The sequence below is a fragment of the Paenibacillus sp. EB106-05-06-XG162 genome, from assembly GCF_058791655.1.
Genome location: NZ_JBYTDT010000008.1, coordinates 62,215 through 83,839 on the forward strand (window position 1 = coordinate 62,215; position 21,625 = coordinate 83,839).

14 protein-coding genes are annotated in these 21,625 nt (G+C 48.3%); 13 read left to right on the forward strand and 1 reads right to left on the reverse strand.

The genetic code is table 11. From position 1 onward, the window contains the following. Positions 1-186 precede the first annotated feature (186 nt). From AC3WU2_RS17740 to AC3WU2_RS17795, 12 genes are all read left to right on the forward strand, one after another. Positions 187-6,930, forward strand: coding sequence for a DUF4855 domain-containing protein (locus AC3WU2_RS17740; protein ID WP_492456442.1), 6,744 nt, complete (start codon positions 187-189; stop codon positions 6,928-6,930). Between the two features lie 385 nt (positions 6,931-7,315). Further along, on the forward strand, positions 7,316-8,347 hold the full coding sequence (locus AC3WU2_RS17745; protein ID WP_018759119.1) for a LacI family DNA-binding transcriptional regulator: 1,032 nt from the start codon (positions 7,316-7,318) through the stop codon (positions 8,345-8,347). A gap of 80 nt (positions 8,348-8,427) precedes the next feature. Further along, entirely contained in the window at positions 8,428-9,663 is a 1,236-nt protein-coding gene (locus AC3WU2_RS17750) for an MDR family MFS transporter (protein ID WP_492456443.1), read from the forward strand. A 256-nt stretch (positions 9,664-9,919) separates the two neighbouring features. Beyond that, positions 9,920-11,596 (forward strand): type 2 periplasmic-binding domain-containing protein, encoded by a 1,677-nt coding sequence (locus AC3WU2_RS17755; RefSeq protein ID WP_018759121.1) that lies wholly within the window; start codon positions 9,920-9,922, stop codon positions 11,594-11,596. Between the two features lie 68 nt (positions 11,597-11,664). Then, positions 11,665-12,618, forward strand: coding sequence for an ABC transporter permease (locus AC3WU2_RS17760; protein WP_492456444.1), 954 nt, complete (start codon positions 11,665-11,667; stop codon positions 12,616-12,618). Between the two features lie 13 nt (positions 12,619-12,631). Beyond that, a complete protein-coding gene (locus AC3WU2_RS17765; RefSeq protein ID WP_492456445.1) occupies positions 12,632-13,534 on the forward strand; it encodes a carbohydrate ABC transporter permease in 903 nt (300 codons plus the stop codon). A gap of 46 nt (positions 13,535-13,580) precedes the next feature. After that, on the forward strand, positions 13,581-15,383 hold the full coding sequence (locus AC3WU2_RS17770; protein WP_492456446.1) for a glycoside hydrolase family 36 protein: 1,803 nt from the start codon (positions 13,581-13,583) through the stop codon (positions 15,381-15,383). Beyond that, positions 15,384-16,739, forward strand: a complete 1,356-nt coding sequence (locus AC3WU2_RS17775) for an alpha-L-rhamnosidase-related protein (RefSeq protein WP_492456447.1) — start codon at positions 15,384-15,386, stop codon at positions 16,737-16,739. 24 nt (positions 16,740-16,763) lie between these two features. Next, entirely contained in the window at positions 16,764-17,783 is a 1,020-nt protein-coding gene (locus AC3WU2_RS17780) for a LacI family DNA-binding transcriptional regulator (RefSeq protein ID WP_492456448.1), read from the forward strand. 174 nt (positions 17,784-17,957) lie between these two features. Then, positions 17,958-18,338, forward strand: coding sequence for a GntR family transcriptional regulator (locus AC3WU2_RS17785; RefSeq protein WP_492456449.1), 381 nt, complete (start codon positions 17,958-17,960; stop codon positions 18,336-18,338). 36 nt (positions 18,339-18,374) lie between these two features. Continuing rightward, the gene (locus AC3WU2_RS17790) at positions 18,375-19,757 is read left to right on the forward strand and encodes a DUF5808 domain-containing protein (protein ID WP_492456450.1); all 1,383 of its coding nucleotides are present in this window, start codon (positions 18,375-18,377) and stop codon (positions 19,755-19,757) included. 34 nt (positions 19,758-19,791) lie between these two features. After that, positions 19,792-20,217: a DUF3995 domain-containing protein gene (locus AC3WU2_RS17795; RefSeq protein ID WP_492456451.1), complete on the forward strand. Its 426-nt coding sequence runs from the start codon at positions 19,792-19,794 to the stop codon at positions 20,215-20,217. A gap of 51 nt (positions 20,218-20,268) precedes the next feature. Here the strand turns inward: AC3WU2_RS17795 and AC3WU2_RS17800 are convergent, their stop codons facing one another. Continuing rightward, a complete protein-coding gene (locus AC3WU2_RS17800) occupies positions 20,269-20,973 on the reverse strand; it encodes an ArsR/SmtB family transcription factor (RefSeq protein WP_492456452.1) in 705 nt (234 codons plus the stop codon). A 68-nt stretch (positions 20,974-21,041) separates the two neighbouring features. Between AC3WU2_RS17800 and AC3WU2_RS17805 the strand changes: the two genes are divergently transcribed. Beyond that, entirely contained in the window at positions 21,042-21,515 is a 474-nt protein-coding gene (locus AC3WU2_RS17805) for a DinB family protein (RefSeq protein ID WP_492456453.1), read from the forward strand. The last annotated feature ends 110 nt before the right edge of the window (positions 21,516-21,625 follow it).

Below are 21,625 nucleotides of genomic sequence, written 5' to 3' on the forward strand. Positions count from 1 at the left end.
CTATTTGAAAGGAAGGCCACTTTTCATAATGTTACTGTAAGGACATTGACATATGTTATAAGCTTCTATGACGTGTCGGAATCTCGGAAGGGAGGAAAGAGCATCGAGGTAAGCTGAAATGGAAGCGCATACCATTTGGGAATTTGATGTTTCTTGACTCAAGAATCAGAAGGGAGTTAGCACGATATGAAGAGGAGTAGAAAATGGGTTGCGCTAGTCATGGTTGCGATCATGATCGTAACGATGATGCCGATCGCGCAAGCGGAAGAGGCGCTGCCTACACAGAAAAAAGAACAGACGTCAACCGACCTGCCTGGCGGAGTCGATCCGGTTGATCCATTGGTTCAACCGATTGCTAACGCAGAGGGTGTCACTGCATCGGTATACAACGACGTCTATCGCAACCTGGCTGCAGGACTGTCTTATGAGTGGTCAGAAGAGCCGGAAGCATCTTATCCGGACGTCGACAACAAATTGACGGATGGCAAATATGGAGCGAACGATAGATCCGACAAAGCATGGGTTGGACATCATTTGAAGAAGACACGCGAAGTCGTGTTCGATCTCGGAGATAAGAAGTCCATCACGGCTATTAAAGCGCATTTCTTAGAAGATTGGCCATCGAATAACGTGCTCTTGCCGTTAACGGTCTCGATGTACGTCTCCGATGACAAGGTGAACTGGGGATTGCTCAAAGATAATGCCACACAGAAACTGTGGAATAACGGCAAATACGATGAGACGTACCAGTGGGATGGAAGCAAGGACGGCATTAAACCGATCGGACCAGATGCGAAAATCGCATATGCACGGTACGTGAAAGTGATGTTCTCCATGCATCCTTCGGCGATGACACTCGTGGATGAGATTGAAATTATCGGTCAAGACGGGCAAGCAGCGGGAGCGGTAACCGTGCCGTCACATGAGTCGAAGCTCTTGGCGCCTGGCGAAGCGACGGCGGGGATCGAGGATCTAGGGCTGCTCTATAATGGACATTATGCTGGCGGTAAAGGCGATTGGTCGAAGGATCGCATTATTCCGAATATCAGTTACGTGGATAAAGTTACGAAGCAGCCGACAGAATGGCTCTTCGACGGCGTCCTTTATCTCGGGACGAACTCTCCGGAAGGTCGCAGTTTCGGGGCGGGGTCGGGTGATCCGTCCATTCTTGCAGACTGGAAATGGTATTTGAATAAAACTTTCGCGGCAGATGGCGATATGAAGCACCTGAATGATGCGACGGTGGAAGTCAGTGGGAAGCTCGGCGAACCGAATCATAAGACCAAGGTTGTGCTCATGATTCCGTATCCGGATGAGGGAGTGTCCAATTTCGGAGATCTTGGTGACGGGAATCTTAACTTTACTGGTCATGAACCGCAAGCGCTTTCAAATCGTGCGAAGGCAACGCAGTGGTATATTAACGAAGTGAAGGCGCGTTGGGCTGCTGGGAACTATTCCAACCTTGAACTCGTTGGTATGTACTGGCTGGAAGAGCAGATCGGCATCGATGCAGCCGGTCCGGACTTGATAAAGGCTGTAAGTGGGCAAGTACATGCGGACACTATGAAATTTTTCTGGATTCCGCATTTCTTGGCGTATAAGGCTTATATGTGGAAAGATGTTGGCTTCGATGCGGTAGCGTTCCAACCGAACTATTTCTTCGAGCCGACAGGTTATGATCGTTTTGAAGATGCTTCAAACATCGCGAAGCGTTATGGGATGACGAACGAGTTCGAGTTCGATGATCGGATGCTGACGGACGGCGTGTTCCGGGAGCGGTATATCGATTATTTGAACAGCGGTGTGGAGACTGGGTTGATGGCAAATGGCTTCAACGCTTACTACCAAGGCAATAATGCCGTGTATGATAGTGCGGTGAGCACAGATCCGGCCAATCGGATCCTGTATGACTGGCTGAGAGACTATGTCAAAGGCGAATACAAAGTTAATAATGCCGCTCCACCGGAAGTGGAAGTGAAGATGAACGGCAAGCCGTTTGAGGCAGGTCAAGTTCTAGCGGATTCCGAGAAAGTGGCATTTACATGGAACCTTAAAGATGCTGCCGATCCAAGTGTGATCAAAGTTTCTGCGATGTATGATGGCAAGCCTTACACGGCAGGGACGGAAATCACGTTGAAGAATATGTTTGGCAAGCATATGTTGGATGTGACCGTCACTTCGGGGAAATCGAAGAAAACATCGTTTACTTTCGAAGTGAAGACGGATGCTGCGACGATGATAGCTCTCGTGGACAGTTACGTCATTGACGGGAAAATGAAGAACAACGATGCAGCGGCGCTTAAAGTCGACCTAGAAGCTATGAAACAGGCGGAAGGCGGCGCCAATCCAGCTGAATTCACGAAGTCTCTGAAGAGCTTCAATACGAAGCTGGATCAACTGAAGAAGAGCATTGCGGGCGATGCCTATACGATGCTGAAGGAAAGCGTCTATTACCTGGCAGGCAGTCTCGCTCAAGGCAAACCTGTTGAAGTATCGTCGATTGAAAATAATAATCCGAATTATGTCCCATCCAACGCGGTGGACGGATTCCAAGCGACTCGCTGGGCTAGCCACTATGATGACGCGAACTGGTTCCTAGTTGACCTGGGTCAGCCGACGGCGATGGATACGGTCCGCATCAGTTGGGAAGGTGCTCGCGCCGACACGTATAAGCTGCTCGTATCGGACGATAAGAAGACTTGGACCAATGTGATGCCGAATGACGGCATTATTAAAGCGCAAGATGGCAAAGAAACGGTTCAATTCAATCCGGTTACGGCAAGATATATCAAATTCGAAGGCGTAAAGCGGGCGACAGGCTACGGCTATTCCTTCTATGAGTTTGGCGTGTATTCACTCTCTGATCAGCCGGCATCCTTGGAACGCAATCTTGCGTTCGGGCTTCCTTATAGCTGGTCGCAGGAGCCTGAGGCATCCTATCCGGATGGCCAGAAGAAGCTGACAGATGGCAAATATGCCAAGACGGTCAACGGCAAACCGGATTTCAAAGATCCGGCATGGGTCGGGCATCTGCGAAAGAAAACGCGCGAAGTTGTGTTCGATCTAGGCGAACAGAAATCGATCTCCAAGATTAAAGCGCATTTCCTAGAAAGTTGGCCAACCAACAATGTGCTCGTGCCTCTGACGGTCTCGATGTATGTCTCCGATGACAAAGTGAATTGGGGATTGCTCAAGGACAGTGCGACACAGGAACTCTGGAGAGACGGAACCTATGATGAAACCTACCAGTGGGATGGTAGCAAAGACGGAATTAAGAGCGTTGGAGCAGATGCAAAAATCGCCTATGCTCGTTATGTAAAAGTCACGTTCACAATGCATACGCGTGCGATGACATTCGTGGATGAAATTGAAATTCTCGGCCAAGATGGCAAAATCGCTGGAGCGGTAACCGTTCCGACGCAGACGCCGAAATTCTTGGCACCTGGTGAAGAGACAGCAGGTATTAAGCAACTTGGGCTGCTGTACAATGGGCAATATGCGAATAACCTCGGCACATGGACGAAAGAGCGCATTATCCCGAACATCAGTTATGTAGATACGAACAACAATATTAAGGATCGCCTCTTCGACGGCGTTCTGTACCTCGGCATTAACCCGCCAACTCCAGGTCGCGATTTCGGCGGGCGTGCTTATCTGGAAGATTGGAAATGGTATCTGGAAAAAACCTTCGCAAAAGACGGTGATATGGATCAGTTGGATGCAGCGGCTAAGGAAGTATCCGATGCGCTGAAACAGCCTGGTGTGAAGGAAAAGGTTGTCCTTATGATCCCGGATCCGGGCGAGTCGATCAAAGATTTCGGCGCTATTGAACAAGGCGGGGAGTCCTTGAACTTTAATGATGCAGCCGCTGGTAAAGATAAAGCCTTAGCGAACCGGGAAAAAGCGGTTCAGTGGTGGCTGCAGCAAGTTAAAGCCAAGTGGGAAGCGAAAAATTATGCTAATCTTGAGCTTGTAGGCATGTACTGGTTAGAAGAACAAATCAGCACAAGCGCGTCAGGACCGGATCTCATCCGTTCGGTGAGCAGCAGCCTGCATGACATGAAGATTAGCGACAAAGACCTCAAGTTCTTTTGGATTCCGCACTTCTTTGCTTATAAAGCGTTTATGTGGAAGGATGTCGGCTTTGATGCTGTCACAATCCAACCGAACTACTTCTTCGAGCCGACGGATATTGAGCGCTTGGAGGATTCCGCGAATCTGGCGAAGCAGTACGGCATGTCCAATGAACTGGAGTTCGATGATCGGATGCTGACGGACGGCGTGTTCCGCGAGCGGTATATCGATTACTTGAACAACGGTGCAAGAACAGGTCTAATGACGGAAGGCTTCAAATCGTACTATCAAGGCAACAACGCGGTCTATAACACTGCGGTCAGCAAAGATCCAGCGACACGCGTTCTATACGATTGGCTGTATGAATTCGTGAAGGGGACTTATAAGATTAATGAGGACCAGCCATCCGAGGTAGACGTTCAGATGAACGGCAAGGATTTCCAAAGCGGCATGAAGCTGCTTGATTCAGAATCCGTATCCTTTACATGGAAACTCCAAAAGGATGATGGTCTGACGAAAGTGACGGCGACGTATGACGGCAAGCCTTATACAGCGGGTACCGTTATTCCGCTCGCAGGCAAACTCGGCAAGCATGAGCTCGCCATTACCGTTACGGCGGGACGTATGGTGACGAAATCGTACGTGATCGAAGCAACGACGAATGCGGCTGGCATTCAGACGTTAGTAGACCGTTACCAGAAAGCGAATCAGTACACGGATGCGGTTGTAGCGCCGGCGCTGAACAACTACCTCGAAATGATGAAGCGCAACGAGGGTAAAGATGCAGCGCAGGTTACGAAATATCTCAAAGGCTTCAACGCGAAGCTGGATGAGTTCAAGAAAGCAGGCAAGATCAAAGATGAGGCTTACAATACGCTGAAAGAAAGCGTCTATTACCTCACAGGCAATTTGGCGCAGGGTAAATCCGCGGAAGCATCATCGACGGAAGGCAATAATGCGAATTATGCGCCAGCTAAAGCGGTGGATGGGTTCCCATCTTCCCGATGGGCGAGTGAATATGTCGACAACACGTCATTCCAAGTGGATCTCGGCAAACCGGTCCTGATGGATACCGTTCGCATCGATTGGGAGTATGCTCGTGCGAAGACTTACAAGCTGCTCGTATCGAACGATAAGCTGACTTGGAAGAATGTCATGCCGAACGATGGCGTCATTACGGCGCATGACGGCAAAGAGACGGTTCAGTTCAGCCCGATCTCCGCGAGATATATCAAATTCCAAGGGGTAGAGAGAAATACCGAGTACGGCTATTCCTTCTATGAATTTGGCGTCTATAACCTCTCGGGTGGAGTAGACGTGAAGGCGATTGATGGCGTGCAAGCAACGATTGATAATGCAACGAAAAAAGTAACAATTAACGGCCTTGTGATGAACGCTGATCAATCCATGGTCAACCTAAAAGTTTTTGATCCACATAACAAAATCAATTACGAAGAACAGAAAGCAAGCACGGCGAATGGTAAAATTGAGTTCGCGTTCACGATTAAAGCCGAAGTACAGGGTATTTATAATGCATTCCTGTCGATCGATGGCAAGAGTGAGTCGGTCAAAGTTAGCTTCGAATACAATAAGAAGTCCGACCCTAATCCCCCTGGTAACCCTGGACCAGGCGGAAACAATGGCGGTGGTGGTTCTACTGCTCCAACAGTCGACATCCAGCCGCAAGCGGACGGTTCCGTGAAAGCAACCGTTAGCTCGAAGCTCGATGGCACAACGGCTGTGGGTACGATTAGCGAGCAGGATCTGAAGAAAGCGATCACAGGAGCGAAAGCCGATGCATCCGGCAAGCAGACGGTCATCGTTGAACTGAAGAAAAATGGCAATGCAGCAGGTTATGCGCTTGATCTTCCAGCTTCGTTCTTGTCCGAGAATCCGAATCTGGTGATTGAAGTAAGCACGCCGAATGCATCGGCCGTATTGAACGGCCAGATGTTCGCGAAGTCGGAGCTCGGCAAGCAAGTGCGGGTGATCGTAAGCGCAGGGGATCGCAAATCCTTGAACGCTTCGGCACAGGCGCAAGTGGGTAACCGACCGATTGTACAATTGTCCGTACAAATGGATGGCAAGTCGGTAGCTTGGAAGAACGATAAGGCTTCCGTACTGGTTAAAGTGCCTTACGTACTAACAGGCAAAGAATTGGCTTCCAGCATCGGAGTTCTATGGATTAATGATCAAGGTGTTGCAACCGTAGTTAAGGGAGCGGCATACTCCGCTGCTGACAAGCAGCTACGTTTCCAAGCGAACCAAGCTGGTGTCTACGCGGTATCCTATACGGGGCTGGCTGCGTCCTTCACAGACCTCGGTAAGCATGCATGGGCACAGCAAGCAATTGAGCAATTGGCATCGTTAGGCATCGTGCAAGGAACGTCTGCTGCCGAATTCAGTCCGGCTGAACAAGTAAGCCGTGCAGATTTCGTCCTGATGCTGGTCAGAGCTCTGAATCTGAAGGCGGAAGCGGGAGCGGCATTCGCCGACGTCGATGCACAAGCTTATTATCATGAAGCTGTAGCGATTGCGAAGCAGCTTGGTATCGTGACAGGCACGAACGGAGATCAATTCACTCCGAAGGCGAAGATCTCTCGTCAGGATATGATGGTCATGGCTGCGCGGGCGCTAGCTGTAGCGCAAGCGAAAGAGCTCAAAGGCGACCTCACTGCGCTGGATTCCTTCAAGGATGCTGGCAAGGTGGCAGACTATGCAGCGGACAGTATTGCAGGCATGATCGAGCAAGGGCTGATCCAAGGCAATAATGGTCTGATCAATCCAAGCGGCAATACGACACGTGCAGAGACAGCTGTGTTCTTGAGCAGATTGTTGAAAGTGCTAGCGGAGTAATGAAGTTGCGATTTGCAGCAGCATAGCTAAAATTGCGTCATAGCACAGGAAAAGGGCACCCCTCGGGGTGTCCTTTTTTAGGTATCGATTGCACTTATGTCAGCGTAGCACCTGTCTCGAGCAAAGTCTTCAATCCCGAGGGAATAATCGGCACACCGTTCTGAAAAACGCCAGCAGCCTGTTCGATTCATCATGTATGACGGTAACGAGAGTTGAGTGTCATGTTATGGGTGGGAAAATTACCGAACATCGATTGGATTGCAAGAGACAGCCTCGTCATGAGGTCGTTTTTGTGTGTTACGGCAATGTTCTCTAACGTGTTGCGCACCCTTGTAACTACTGGTATGGTATTTAGTAAAAGGTAACGTGTGAAGGAGGGGAACGGATGGCGACGATTAAAGATATAGCAGATCGAGCTGGCGTCTCAAGCGCAGCCGTGTCTCGGGTGTTGAATCAGGACTATAGTCTTCAAGTATCCGAAGAGACGAGACAGCGGATCCTGGATGCTGCGAAGGCACTTGAATATAAGAAGGGCGGCAATCGTGCACGCAAGAAGAACGGCGACACAGCTGTGGAGATGCTGAACATGGGGCTGGTCATTTGGTGCTCAGAGCAGCTGGAGTTCTCTGATCCTTATTATTTGTCGATCCGTGAAGGGATCGAGCGAGAATGCGCGAAGCAAGGCATGAATGTGACAAAGGTATTTCGGTTAATGGACAATAATCAAGAGGTTGATTCCGAACAATTGGACGGGCTTCTTGTGATCGGTAAGGTGGACTTGGATGTAGTGCAGAAGTCGATAAATGATGCAAAGCCGATCGTATTTATCGATTATATGCTGAATGATAGCTGTGATTCGGTGATGTTCGATCTCCGGAAAGCTGCAAGAAACGCGATGGAGCATTTGTTCGAACTGGGGCATCGCAAAATCGGATATATTGGCGGGGTGAGCTATATTCGCAAAGCAGAAGGAAGAGTACATAATGTAGATCATCGTCAGTTAGAGTATGAAGCTATGATGAAAGAGCGTGGGCTGTTCGATCCGAACCTCGTATTCGTGGGAGATTGGCGAACCGAAGAAGGGTATCGATTGATGCAGCAGATGCTGCAATTGAAGGAACGGCCAACAGCGCTCTTAATTGGCAGTGACCCGATGGCGATTGCGGCGATTAAGGCAGCGAATGAAGCAGAACTGAGAATACCAGAGGATATTGCAATGGTAAGCATTGACGATATTCAAATGGCCTCGTTCGTGACGCCCCCGTTAACGACAGTCAAAGTGTACGCAGAGGAAATGGGGGTAACGGCTGTGAAGCTGATGGCAGATCGGTTGAAAGGCCGTGAGGTGTCGCTGCATGTCACCGTTCCGACGAAGTTGATCATTCGGAAGAGCTGCGGTGCGGAGATGAAAGGATAAGGGAAGAAGATTCTATTGAATATTTTAGTAAATTTAATTACACTATTTTAGTAAAAACAAATAGAGGGGATGCACATCATGTGGATACGTTAAATAGTACACATTTGCTCCGGCGGTTATCGTTATGTGCGATTGTTCTATCGACTGGTCTGACGCTCGTATGGCCCATCAATACGCTCTATATGCATGAGCAGTTCGGTGGGACGCTAAGTATGGCGGGTTTAGTGCTGCTGCTGAATAGCGGAGCTGCATTTGTTGGCAATTTGATTGGGGGGATCCTATTTGATCGCTGGGGCGGCAAGCTTCCCGTTCTCTGCGCGATAGCAGGCTCAGCTTGTGCGGTAGCAGCAATGGGGTTGGCGAATGATCTATACACTTATGCGGTGCTCTTAACTTTGCTGGGTCTTTTCAGCGGCTTCGTCTATCCGATCTTAAATGCCATGGCAGTAACAGGCTGTCCAGGGGAAGAGCAGCGCGCGGTTAATATTCTATTCGTGTCGCAAAATGTCGGGATGGCGCTGGGTGCGGCGCTTGGCGGCTTTGTGGCGAATTTGTCATTCCAGCTTGTGTTTTTCGGCAATGCGTTATTGTATGTCGTGTTCTTCGTATTGTTCGCCGGTCTAATACGTCAGCCGCATCAGGGGCATCGAGACGCAATGAGTCCATCGCGAAGTCAACGGGACGGACGATTATGGAACAGCAGTTCGGGGCGTGCGGTTATTGCAGCTTGTATCGGTTTTGCCGTCTCATGGCTCTGTTACTCGCAGTGGTCTGCGGTTGTTCCGCTTCACGCCAAGGTGCAGGGAATTTCTTTCGCATTATACAGTCTGCTATGGACGGTCAATGGCGGGCTTATTCTGCTGTCGCATCCGCTCAAAACATGGCTTATACGTCGGTTCCAGATCGCGCTGCAGACACAAATTCGGTGGGGGACTTTCTTCTTCACCGCCGGTCTCTTGCTCGTCGGTTTTGCATCATCGTACTGGCAATTCGTGCTCGCGATGATCATCATGACTTGCGGGGAAGTGCTGGTCTTCCCGGCTGTGCCAGCATGGATGGTAGAATCTGCGGACGGCAGCTCGAAAGGAAAGGTGCTCGGAGCTTGTGCCGCGTCCTCTACAGTTGGACGGATGTTAGGCCCTTGGTTAGGAGGCCTCGTGTATGAAGGATGGCCAGGTCATTGGGTCTTCACCATTGCAGCCGCTATTTGCTTGGTAACGATATGGTATTATCGGCAGGCGGGGCGACAATTGGCTAGAACTGATGCTGATGTAAAGGCTCCCAGTAAAGGGAAATACATTTCTACCACGCCTTAAGAAATGTAGTAAGAATGGCCCAAGAGCAGCGGATAAGCTGCTCTATTTTTTTTACCCTTTTTTGTGCAACAAGTCTCTTGATTATTTCAAAGTTGGATGATAAAATGACATCATAATTTACTAAATAAATACAATGTAAGCGATATATATTTAGTAAATTAATAATCGGGTAAAAGGGTGGTATGCGGCCAACAGTGCATTGAGGTTGTATGGAGAGGTTGAAAATGTAAGCGAATACATTTGAGGGGGTCCATGCATGAAAAGAAATTGGTCATTATTGATTGCTATTGTACTTGTATTAACAACGCTTGCAGGCTGTGGCACGGAGAAAGATGCAGCTACCGACAAAGGAACTGATAAAACCGAGGGTCAAACCACTACACCGGTGGAGAAGAAACTCAATGAATTCAATTGGGAAATGCCTGACAAGACAATTGAGATCAATTTCTACTCCGGACAGGACAATCCAGATAAAGTTAAAGAGCACGAAGCAGAACTGCAAAAGTACATTCTCGAGAAGTTTAACGTGAAGTTGCACAATATCGTCTACGATGTAGACCAAAAAGAAAAATTGAACCTTATGCTCGCGAGCAACGACTATCCAGAAGTGATCACGGGTCTGAGTGAGTCCCAGGCACAGCAATGGGTCGACCAGGGCAAGGCGATCGAAATCGGCGAATATGTCGACAAACTAGGACCGAACATTAAGAGCCAATTAGAGACATGGTTCAAATCTTACAATAGCGAAGACGGCAAGTTATACATGCTGCCGAAGTACTGGGGATTGCTGCCGATTCCAGACAATAGCGCGCATATCCGCAATGACTGGTATGTAGCGATGGGATCGCCGAAATTTGAGACGCCAGAGCAATATTATGACATCTTGAAGCAGATGCAAGCTGCACATCCGAAGAATGCGAAAGGCGAGAAAACGTATGCGCTTTCAGGTGTTGCGCCAGTTACGAATACAATGGTTCCGACGCTTGCCGGTATGTGGGGACTGCAGGCGGGTTACAAAGTCTCTCCAGAAGGCGATATGACTCATTGGGTTAACACGCAAGAAGGGTTGGAGCTCACGAAATTTATGAATCAAATTTATCGTGACGGCTTGCTTGATCCAGACACATTCGTCAACAAATTCGATGAATGGAAGGCAAAATTCTCGTCTGAACGTATTATGGGCCACATTGGTCCATGGTGGCAGTCGTGGAATGCGGGCCATGAAGTATGGCAGAAGACAAATAAAAATTGGACAGAAGATCAACGTTATGTGCAAGTGAAGCTAAAAGCGGCTAGCGCGGAAAAAGCTTACTTGTCTCCGAAAAACGCACGTGGCGGATCATTCACGATTATTACCGATAAAGCGAAAAATCCAGAGGATATCATCAAATGGATGAATTTCTCGATTACGGATATGGGTACGCGTCTAGTTGGTTGGGGCGCTCCGAATCAGCAAGATTCAGTATGGAAGTTCGAAAATGGAAAATGGAGTTGGGTGGAAAGCGCCAAAAAAGCGATCATTGATGCAACGTGGAATTATGATACTTCCGATAAGCTTGGTCAAGGTTACCTGATGCTTGTTGAAGGCCAGGGCACGATGAAAGATGACGGCAAAAGTACGCTTTGGTTTGACCAGAACTTCAACGATGAAGCGAAATGGAAGAAGATCATGAACGACAATCTGAAGGATACGATCTACGATAATTCATTGGGCTCCATTACGATCCCAGCGAACGATCCGTTGACGATGACAAAACAGCAAATTGACGATCAGATTGAGACGTTATGGTCGAAGGCTGTTATGAGTAAGACAGAGGATGAGCTTACGAAGAACTACAATGACATGAAGGATAAATTGAACAGCTCGGGACTGCATGACATTGAGAAATTCAGATCCGATACGTATAAAAAACGGATGACTACTTGGAAGTAAAGGAAGTGAACGAGAGGAAGGATTCCTTCCTCTCGTTCGAAATTTCTATCAAGAAAGCAGGTGGGTAGATGAACTCAGAAGTTGTGAATATTCAGGCACAACCCAAATCAAGATTTAACCACATTAAGCGGACAGTGAACAAAGAACGTCAGCTGTGGCTGCTTAGTATCCCGATGATCATATGGGTGTTCATCTTTAGTTATCTTCCAATGTATGGAATTATTATCGCATTTATGAAATACATTCCCGGCAGAAATATGTTCAAAAGTCAATGGGTAGGGTTTCAGCATTTCCAAACCTTTTTCCATTCACCAGATTTTTGGCATATTCTTCGCAATACGTTAGCGATCAGTGGACTCGGTATTGTATTTGGCTTTACGGCGCCGATTATATTGGCCCTGTTGCTCAACGAGCTGCGCCTGAAAGTGTTCAAGCGCGTTGTACAGACGATTTCATATTTGCCGCATTTTATTTCCTGGGTTGTTGTTGCTAGTATTTTGTTTGCCATTCTAGGTAATGAAGGATTTATGAATGACATGCTGATGCGGCTGGGCATCATCGACAAACCAATTGCATTTCTAGGGGAAGGAAAATACTTCTGGGGATTGCTCACAGCGACGAATGTGTGGAAGGATGTCGGTTGGTCTACGATTATTTATTTGTCTGCAATAGCTGGCGTTGATTCTGAGCTTTATGATGCGGGTAAAGTAGACGGTTTGGGTCGGTTCGGAATGGTATGGCATATTATCCTGCCAAGTATTCGTCCGACGATCGCAGTGCTGTTTATTCTGGGGATCGGCGGTATTCTAAATGCGGGATTCGAGCAGCAATTGTTGATCGGTAACTCACAGACGAGAGAATACCACGAAGTTATCGATACGTATGCGTATAAATACGGTATTCAGTTGGGCAACTATTCTTATGCTACGGCGATCGGATTACTGAAGAGTGTGATCTCGCTTGTGCTCGTTCTAGGTGCCAACCGTATTAGTAAAAAGGCGCTAGATACTTCGATTTTATAGGGGGTGAACGGGCATGAGTTCGAGTTCAATAGGAATAAAACCTACTTTGGGTAGTCGTATATTTGATGTATGCAATGTTGTATTTATGCTGGCGTTCATGGTTGTTATGCTGTATCCTTTTGTGAATTTGCTGGCGATTTCCTTGAATGACGGGGTGGATGCAGCAAGGGGGGGGATCTACCTTTTCCCACGTGAGTTCTCGCTAGAATCCTATGCATTCTTGATGAAGAATCCGAAGTTGTTCGATGGATTCGTGATTTCTATCTTACGCGTTGTCGTCGGGACGGTCACATGTGTGTTCATGACGGGACTTCTCGCCTATATCGTTACGATCCGTAACTTCTCAGGTAGAAAATTTATGCGTGTTTTGTTCCTGATCACGATGTATTTTGGCGGCGGTTTGATTCCAACGTATTTGCTAATGGTGCAGCTTGGATTGACCAATACCTTTAACGTGTATTGGATTCCGGGTCTTATACAGGCATATTACATGATGCTTATGGCCTCGTACATGCAAGGTTTACCGGAGGCATTGTTCGAATCTGCACGGATTGACGGTGCTTCTGAGTTAAAGATTTATGTCAGGGTCGTCATTCCAATCTCGATGCCGGTATTCGCTGCGATTGCCGTGTTCAGTTCAGTAGGACATTGGAATTCATGGTTTGACGTTATTTTATACAACTCGAGCGGTACATGGGACACGTTGCAGACCTATCTTCGCAAGCTCTTGCTTGAGGTTGAAGCGCTCCAGCAAATTCAGGATGCACAGGCAGCTTATTCGAAATATCGTAATATTTCTAGTTCTACGCTTCGTGCAGCTGTGACGATGGTCGTTACATTACCTATTGTGGTGGTCTATCCGTTCATGCAGAAATATTTTGTTGGTGGTATGACTCTTGGTGCGGTGAAAGGTTAATCTTATCGCATCAGCAAGATAAGGACAGGAAATGGAGGAACTACTGATGAATGCAATCAATATAGAGAAGAACAGCTTAAAAACAGAGAAATACCATTTTACGGTCAAGGGTGACGAAAATAAGTTTCGTACCACATTGACATCCCAAGTTATTAGCGACGGTGTCGAACTGCTGCATATTCGAATGGAGGCAGACGCCCCTGTACAGCCGACGCCGGTAGAAATCGTATGGCACGTTCCAGCGATTGATATTCAAGGCTATTGGCACCCTTCCGCATATCGTAACAGACGTCTTCATGTAGATTGGGAAAGAGGTCTGGTCTCGAAAGCGACTTATTCTGCTCCAGTGGGCTGTCTATTTAATACACTGGGCTGCAATCGGTTAACTTTCGCCTACTCTGATGCACTAAATGCCGTTGAGATGGCAGCTGGTGTCCATGAGGAATCGTCGGTGTTCCGGTGTGCGGTGAAGCTGTTCACGGAACCAATGGCTCCAATACAGACCTATGAAGCTGTTATTCGTCTGGATGCGAGAGATGTGCCTTACTACGAAAGTCTTGATGAAGTACAGCAATGGTGGGCATCACTCCCAGGGTATGAACCGGCTTCTGTACCGGAAGCTGCAAAGCTGCCTGTGTACTCGACTTGGTATAGTTTCCATCAACAGCTAGATCCAGACCAAATCGAACACCAATGCCGACTGGCTAAAGACCTTGGGTGTGAGATGGTTATTGTGGACGATGGATGGCAGACTTCGGATAATGCCAGAGGATATGCATATTGTGGAGATTGGCTCGTCTGCGAGGATAAGATTCCAGATATGCGTGCGCATGTCGACCGCGTTCACGCGATTGGCATGAAATATATGTTGTGGTATTCAGTTCCTTTTGTTGGAAAGAAAAGCGATGCATGGCATCGATTCGAACATAAAATCTTGACTGTATTCGACAATCTTGGCTGCGGAGTACTCGATCCAAGATATCCAGAAGTACGGGAGTATATTATTGGTATATATGAGAAGGCGCTTGTGGAATGGGATTTAGACGGCTTGAAGCTAGATTTCGTGGACAGCTTCTACGCGACGGAAGAGACGAAGGGGAAGCAGGACCCCGAGATGGATTTCTCATCCGTACCTGAAGCGGTCGATCGGTTGCTGAGTGACGTCATGGCGAGGCTGCAAGCGATCAAGCCGGATGTCATGATCGAGTTCCGTCAGAACTATGTGGGTCCACTGATGAAAAAATACGGGAATTTGCTTCGCGCGACCGACTGTCCGAACGATGCGACGGAGAATCGAATCCGTACGATCGATGTGAGGCTTCTAAGCGGCCATACCGCTGTGCATTCCGACATGATCATGTGGAATCCGAACGAACCTGCAGAGAGTGCGGCGCTCCAATTCATCAACATTCTATTCTCTGTCCCGCAGATCTCCGTGAAGCTGGATCAAATCCCGGAGGAACACGTACAGATGACCTCCTTCTGGTTGTCCTTCTGGCGCGAGCATCGGGATGCTCTAATTGAAGGAAAGTTAATGCCTGGGCGGCCGGATTTCTTGTATCCAATGATCAGTGCGGAAACTGCGGAGAAACGTATCTTTTGCGTCTATGAAGATGTCGTTGTGAACGCAGGCGACGCGGTACCCGGTACGCTGATTGTCGTCAATGGAACATTGAATACGCGTCTTGTACTTGAACTTGCGAACGACCTTGGTTACGTTGAGCTGGAGACCCGCAATTGTCTAGGGAAAGTCATTGATCGCCAGCAGGTGACCTTGCATGCAGGGCTTCAACGGCTTGATGTTCCTGCATCTGGTATAGTGACGATCAAGAAGGGCGGGGTGATTTGATTGCAGAAGAGCAGTCTTCTATTCGAATCGTCGAGTGCCGCATTGAATGAGGCCTTTGCTTGGGCTAAAGAACAAGCGTTATCGTATGCGCATTTGGATGATCCAGTGGGACCATGGTATGAAGCGGCTTTGCCGGGGAGAGATGCTTTTTGTATGCGTGACGTCGCGCACCAGAGCACGGGCGCTCATCTCCTAGGCTTGCACTTGCATAACAAGAACATGTTAAGTCAATTCGCCAGACATATTTCCGGCCTAAGAGATTGGTGCTCGTATTGGGAGATCACGAAGGATGGCCTACCGGCACCGGTTGATTATACGGATGATAGTGATTTCTGGTATAACTTACCCGCGAACTTCGATCTCGTCGACTGCTGCTTGCGGCAGTATCAATGGACCGGGGACAAGGACTATATCGAAGCGTCAGATCTGGTGAACTTCTACCACCATACCGTCTCGGATTATGTTGACCGCTGGGACAAGGACCGGGATGGATTGCCTGAGCATTATACGTTTTATGGTCGCCGCGGCATTGCTTCCTACATGGAGGATGGCATGCATCCGCTTGTAGCCGGAGATCTCGTAGCGGCGCTCTACGGCGGGTACCGTGCTTATGCTGAAATTCAGAAGCTGCGTGGATATGAGGGGCACCATCAGAAATATTCGGACAAAGCCGACGCGTTGCAGACCATGTACCGGGAGCAATGGTGGAATGAGCAGATGGGGCGTTTCTATGGTGCGATCTTACAGGATCGTTCGTTCTATACCCCTTATTATGCGTCTGCGCAGTATCTTCCTTTATACTTCAGGCTGATCGATGATGCCGAGAAGCTGGACAAGGCATTGCTCGATGTTGTGAAGCATGGTGGGAACAATGTCGAGGAACGATCTTATCTGGCGGAAATTTATTATCAATATGGATTGAATGATTTCGCATATTCGTTATTGCTTGAGTTATCGCATCCGAAGATGCCGCGGCGGGAATACCCGGAAGTGTCTTATAGCGTAATTACTTCTCTGATTACGGGGATGATGGGGATTGCTCCGAGTGCAGCGGACCGTGTGCTTGTAACGCAGCCGCGGCTTAGCCCTGTAGCGTGGGCTGCGGCTAGACATATTCCGGTCTGGTCGAATGAAGTTCATGTATCGCACATGAGTCATCAAGAGACTGTGCTGGAGCATGTGTCCGGGCCGACGTTCGTGTGGGAGCCCCAATTCTCGGGTATATGGCGTATGATATCCGTCAATGGAACCCCGATTGAAGCGAAAATAAAGCACGTGAAGGGGATCGGACCGATCAGTTGGATTCAATGGAATACAGTGCCTGGCGAGCGATTTGTCGCAGAAGCTATAGCGTAGTTTACTAGAAAGTGTTGTGATGTGATGGCGACCATCAAAGAAATTGCACGAATTGCGGAAGTGTCCAGTTCGACGGTGTCCCGGGTACTTCGGAAGGATGTGACATTCAGCATTCAAGATGAGACCCGGCGGAAGATTATCGAAGTGGCGAGAACCTTGAATTATCGAACGAAGCAGAGTCGGAAGAATGTCGGGGTAGAGCAGAGCATGGACTGGCATATCGGACTTGTCATCTGGTGCTCTGAGCAGTTCGAGTTCTCCGATCCGTTCTATATGACCATACGGCAAGGGATTGAGAAAGAATGTGAGAAGCACGGAGTATCGATCCGTAGGATTTTCCGTTGGATTGAAGATGTGAGCCCGGCACTGGATTTTTCAGGACTGAACGGCGTTATTGTCGTTGGAAAAGTAGAAGCGGATATTTTGCTGCAATCATCGCATTCGGAAGTTCCGATCGTATATATTGATCATCATGGCTCCAACCAGTACGATTCCGTCCAGTTCGATCTCGCTGGTGCCGCGAGGTGCGCCATGGAGCGCTTGTTGGAGCTAGGACATCAGCGCATTGGCTATATGGGAGGAACGAGCTATATTCGGCAGCATGATAGCATTCAGTATATTGAAGACGAGCGGCAGACTGTCTATATGTCGATGATGAGAGAGCGAGAATTGTTCCGTGATAACAGCATGTTCATCGGTAGCTGGGGAGCAGATGAAGGCTATCGATTGATGAAGCAGGCCATTCAGCAAGGGGATGTACCCGAAGCGTTCTTCGTTGCTAGCGACCCGATGGCCATTGGCGCATTGCGGGCGCTCGATGAATCGGGGATCAAGGTGCCGGATCAAGTCGCCATCGTAAGTATCGATGATATTGATCTGTCGCAATATGTCACCCCGCCGCTAACGACCGTCAAAGTCTACACCGAAGAAATGGGTGTGACGGCCGTCAAACTGCTGGTTGACCGGTTTCTTGGCAGGGAACTGCCGCTTAAGGTTACGGTGCCAACGGAACTAATCATCCGCAATAGCTGCGGGTCAACCTGAGGGCGACACGTTCTTTCGCGGAATTTGGTGCAAAGCAAGACATCTCAATAGCTTGTAAGCGGACACTGGCCACACAATGGTCAGTGTTTTTTTCGTTTATGAGCAGTATATAGATCTTAAGTATTATTTGTATTATAATAAGTAATACTTAATGATCGATGAGAGGTGAACCCTATGGTGATTTCATTGGAGTTAGACAGCGAAACCCCGCTCTACGAGCAGCTGCGCAATCAGATCGTTATCGGCATTGCGACAGGACAACTCGAGACGGATGAGAAGCTGCCGACCGTTCGCCAGCTAGCCGAAGATCTCGGGATTAATACAATGACAGTGAATAAAGCATACGCACTGCTGAAGCAAGAAGGCTATATTGTGATTGATCGCAGACATGGTGCGAAGGTGGGCGCTCGTACGGCGGAAGATCCTAAGCACGCAGCCCATTTGGAGGAGCAGCTTCAATTAATGATTGCGGAGGCGACGATCAAAGGCGTCGATCAACCGCGTTTTCAGGCGCTTTGTTCGCAGATTTTCGCCCGAATGACCTATCAGCACTAGAAGAACTAGAATTCATTGTGAAGAGAGTTGATTACAATGTTGTTGGTGATTTATCTTGTTACCATTCTGATTTGTTACATTGCTATGCTAACGACCTATATGCCGCAAGCGAAATATCACAACGGGATGCTGTTCGCGGTGATGCTGCCTTCGCAGGCGATGGACCATCCGGCGATCCGTGAGGTTCAGGCACAATTCAAGAAGCAATTCAGACTGGTGATGATAGGTTCCCTTGTTGCGCTTATCCCCCTTGTACTGCTGTACGCGCAGCTTGCTTATCAGACGATTTATTTTCTCGTATGGTTGATGGTCTTTGCTGTCGTGATCGTGATTCCATTTCGTCGAGCCTTTCGAGCGACGCTTGCGTTAAAACGTGAGCATGACTGGTTCGTAGGGATGAAGCGGGTCATCCGTAGCGATCTGCGGGTTGCTCAGCTGAAGAATAAGCGCTCGGCGCCATTGTGGCTGTTCATCATTCCCTTTGCGATGTCGCTTAGTCTTATTGGATGGGCTGCGAGTGACCCGACGCGGGATTTGGGGCTTCCGATCGCCAGTCTTATCATATCCGTGCTCTTCTTCTTGATCTCATTCAGAATGCGCAAGGTTAAAGGGAAAGTGTACAGTGCGAACAGTGAAGTGAATCTCAGCTTGAATCAAGCCAAACGACGTTTGTGGTCTTACTGCTGGCTATTTCTGGCGATCCTGGAGAGCACTCACTTCCTGCTGATCGATCAGCTTATGATGAATGAGAACCTAGAATGGAAGGGCGTATGGCTCGTTGTTACGCTGTTGTTCACAGCCATTCCGCTGGGCATTATTTTAACGGTGAATTATCGCGTGAAAATGTCGGAGCAAGACATATTAGCGGATGATGGGAAGATCATCTACTCCGACGATGACGAATATTGGGGAAATGGCTTCACATACCATAATCCGAACGACAGCAGTGTGTTTGTTACCAAAAGGGTAGGGATTGGATTTACGATCAATTCAGCGACGCCGGTAGGAAAGGTGTTCGTCTGGGGTTCTGCGATCGTGTTCGCTGCTATTATTGTAGGCGTATCGTTCCTATTGATCCGTTCGGAAATGACGTCGCCGGTCTTAACGATCACGGCTGAGCATAACGTACATATTGATTACCCGATGTACTCGTATGATTTTAAGATGGATGATATTGAACGATTGTCCCTTGTTGACAGCATTCCGAAGGGGACGAAGACGAATGGGGAAGCGACAGATCAATATGCACGAGGGAACTTCCGATTGAAGGAGTTAGGCAGGTCCAAACTATATGTCGTCAAAAATAACCCGCCGTACATTCAGATCAAACTCAAGGATCTTTATGTGTTCTACAATGACAAAGATCCGGCACAGACGAAGAAATGGTATGAGCAGCTTCAAATACAGGTACAGAAGTAGTTCGGATGAGCATGACCTAGCTTAGGAGGTACATATGGTTGAGATGATTGCTTGGGTGGTCAGCGGTATTTTATTGGTCGTAAGCGGGTTGCATTTTTACTGGGCATTTGGCGGGAAGCGAGGCAATAGCGCGGTTATCCCCACGAATGGATCGGAGAGGCTCTTCCAGCCCTCGCCGATCGGTACAAGTATGGTTGGACTTCTGCTCGCTCTGGCAGCTTGGATTGCACTCGAGTGGAGCAGCGTGATTAAACCGCTATTATTCTCTGATCTTCTCCTCCTAGTTGGGGGCTGGGTCGTAGCGGCTGTGTTCATCATTCGCGGCATCGGAGATTTCAAATGGGTGGGGCTGTTCAAGCGCAAGAAGGGTACCGTATTCGCTAAATGGGACAGCATGCTATATTCCCCGCTTTGCCTCTTGCTCGGCATCTCTTATATGCTGATAGGCACAATGAGATAGTATTCGTAAATGGATAAAACTCGGCCGCTGGGGTCGAGTTTTATTTGTGCCTCACACCAAGTCTTCCATCGCGATGGAGTACAATGCTTGAAGCTTCATCCGGCCTTCCTCCGTCAATCGAACGGCTCTGGATCCTCCTTCCATTCGTACAATCCACTTCATTTCAAAGAAATGCTTCGCGATAACGGCCCCCAAGAATCCACCGATATGATGAATCCTCTCGCTCCAGTCGAGGCATCGCTTGGCAAAAATCCGTCGGTTCACTTTCATGGTCGTGAGATCGAGACCGAGCGAACGGAAATGCTCGATACCTTGCTCCGTAACATCAAATTCAGTCTCGGAACGATGGGCAACATAACCCTTTGTGATGAGCGCTTGGGTCAGTGCTACTCCTAGCTTTCCAGCCAGATGGTCATAACAGGTTCTTGCATGACGGACCTTCTCCATCTCCTGTGACTGGCGTAAGGAACGTATTTGTATGGGTGGGGACATCGCCGAGATCAGCTCCATCAACTCAGCTACTTCCTGACTTGCTAGCCTGTAATAACGATGCCTTCCGTGCTGTTCAACAGCGATCAAATTTCCTTTCACGAGTTTAGAGAGATGGGAGCTTGCGGTTTGTGGCGTAACGCCAGAGATATAGGCAAGCTCGCCTGCGGGCAGCGCATGACCTCCCATCAGCGCATCGAGCATCGCGGCGCGGGTAAGGTCACCGATGAGGGACGTGATCATGGTTATTTGCGGATATACATTCATATTTCGATGATAATTTAAATATGCAAGGTTTACAATACTCCTAAAAGCATGCTAGGAGGACATCAGAAATGAATGCAAAAGAACTTATACTTCTTGATTTGAAAGAAACCCGTCGTCGATTCTTAAAAGCAGCGTATGGGATCCCTGATGCGTATTTGAATTGGCAGCCGGATGCAACAGCGCTAAGCATAGGACATATGATTCGACACGTTCTGTTGCATGATTATTCGTGGTATATGATATTGACGGAACATCGATTGCCTAGCGAAGAAGAAAGAGCCCCGTTATGGGAGCTCCCGTTCACCTCCGTGCAAGATGAGGTGGATCGGTCGATTGCCTATCATAAGCAGTTTATCGCATATGTTGAATCCTTGGATGTAGAAGATTTTGAGAGCAAACTGATCCAGTGGCCGCATCGCCCGATTGCACGTTATCTTGGGGATACGTTAGAACGCAAATCGTATCATGATGCCGTGCACACCGGTCAGTTGCTGCAATATATGCGAATGCTTCAACTGGATCGGCCCGATATTTGGGACTAATCATTTAGGATACATACAGAACTCGGCCGTATGCGGTCGGGTTTTTATTTTGCCTGAATCAGATTCCAAGGGTTGACAAAAAGGAGTGATTCGAACATAATAATATATGA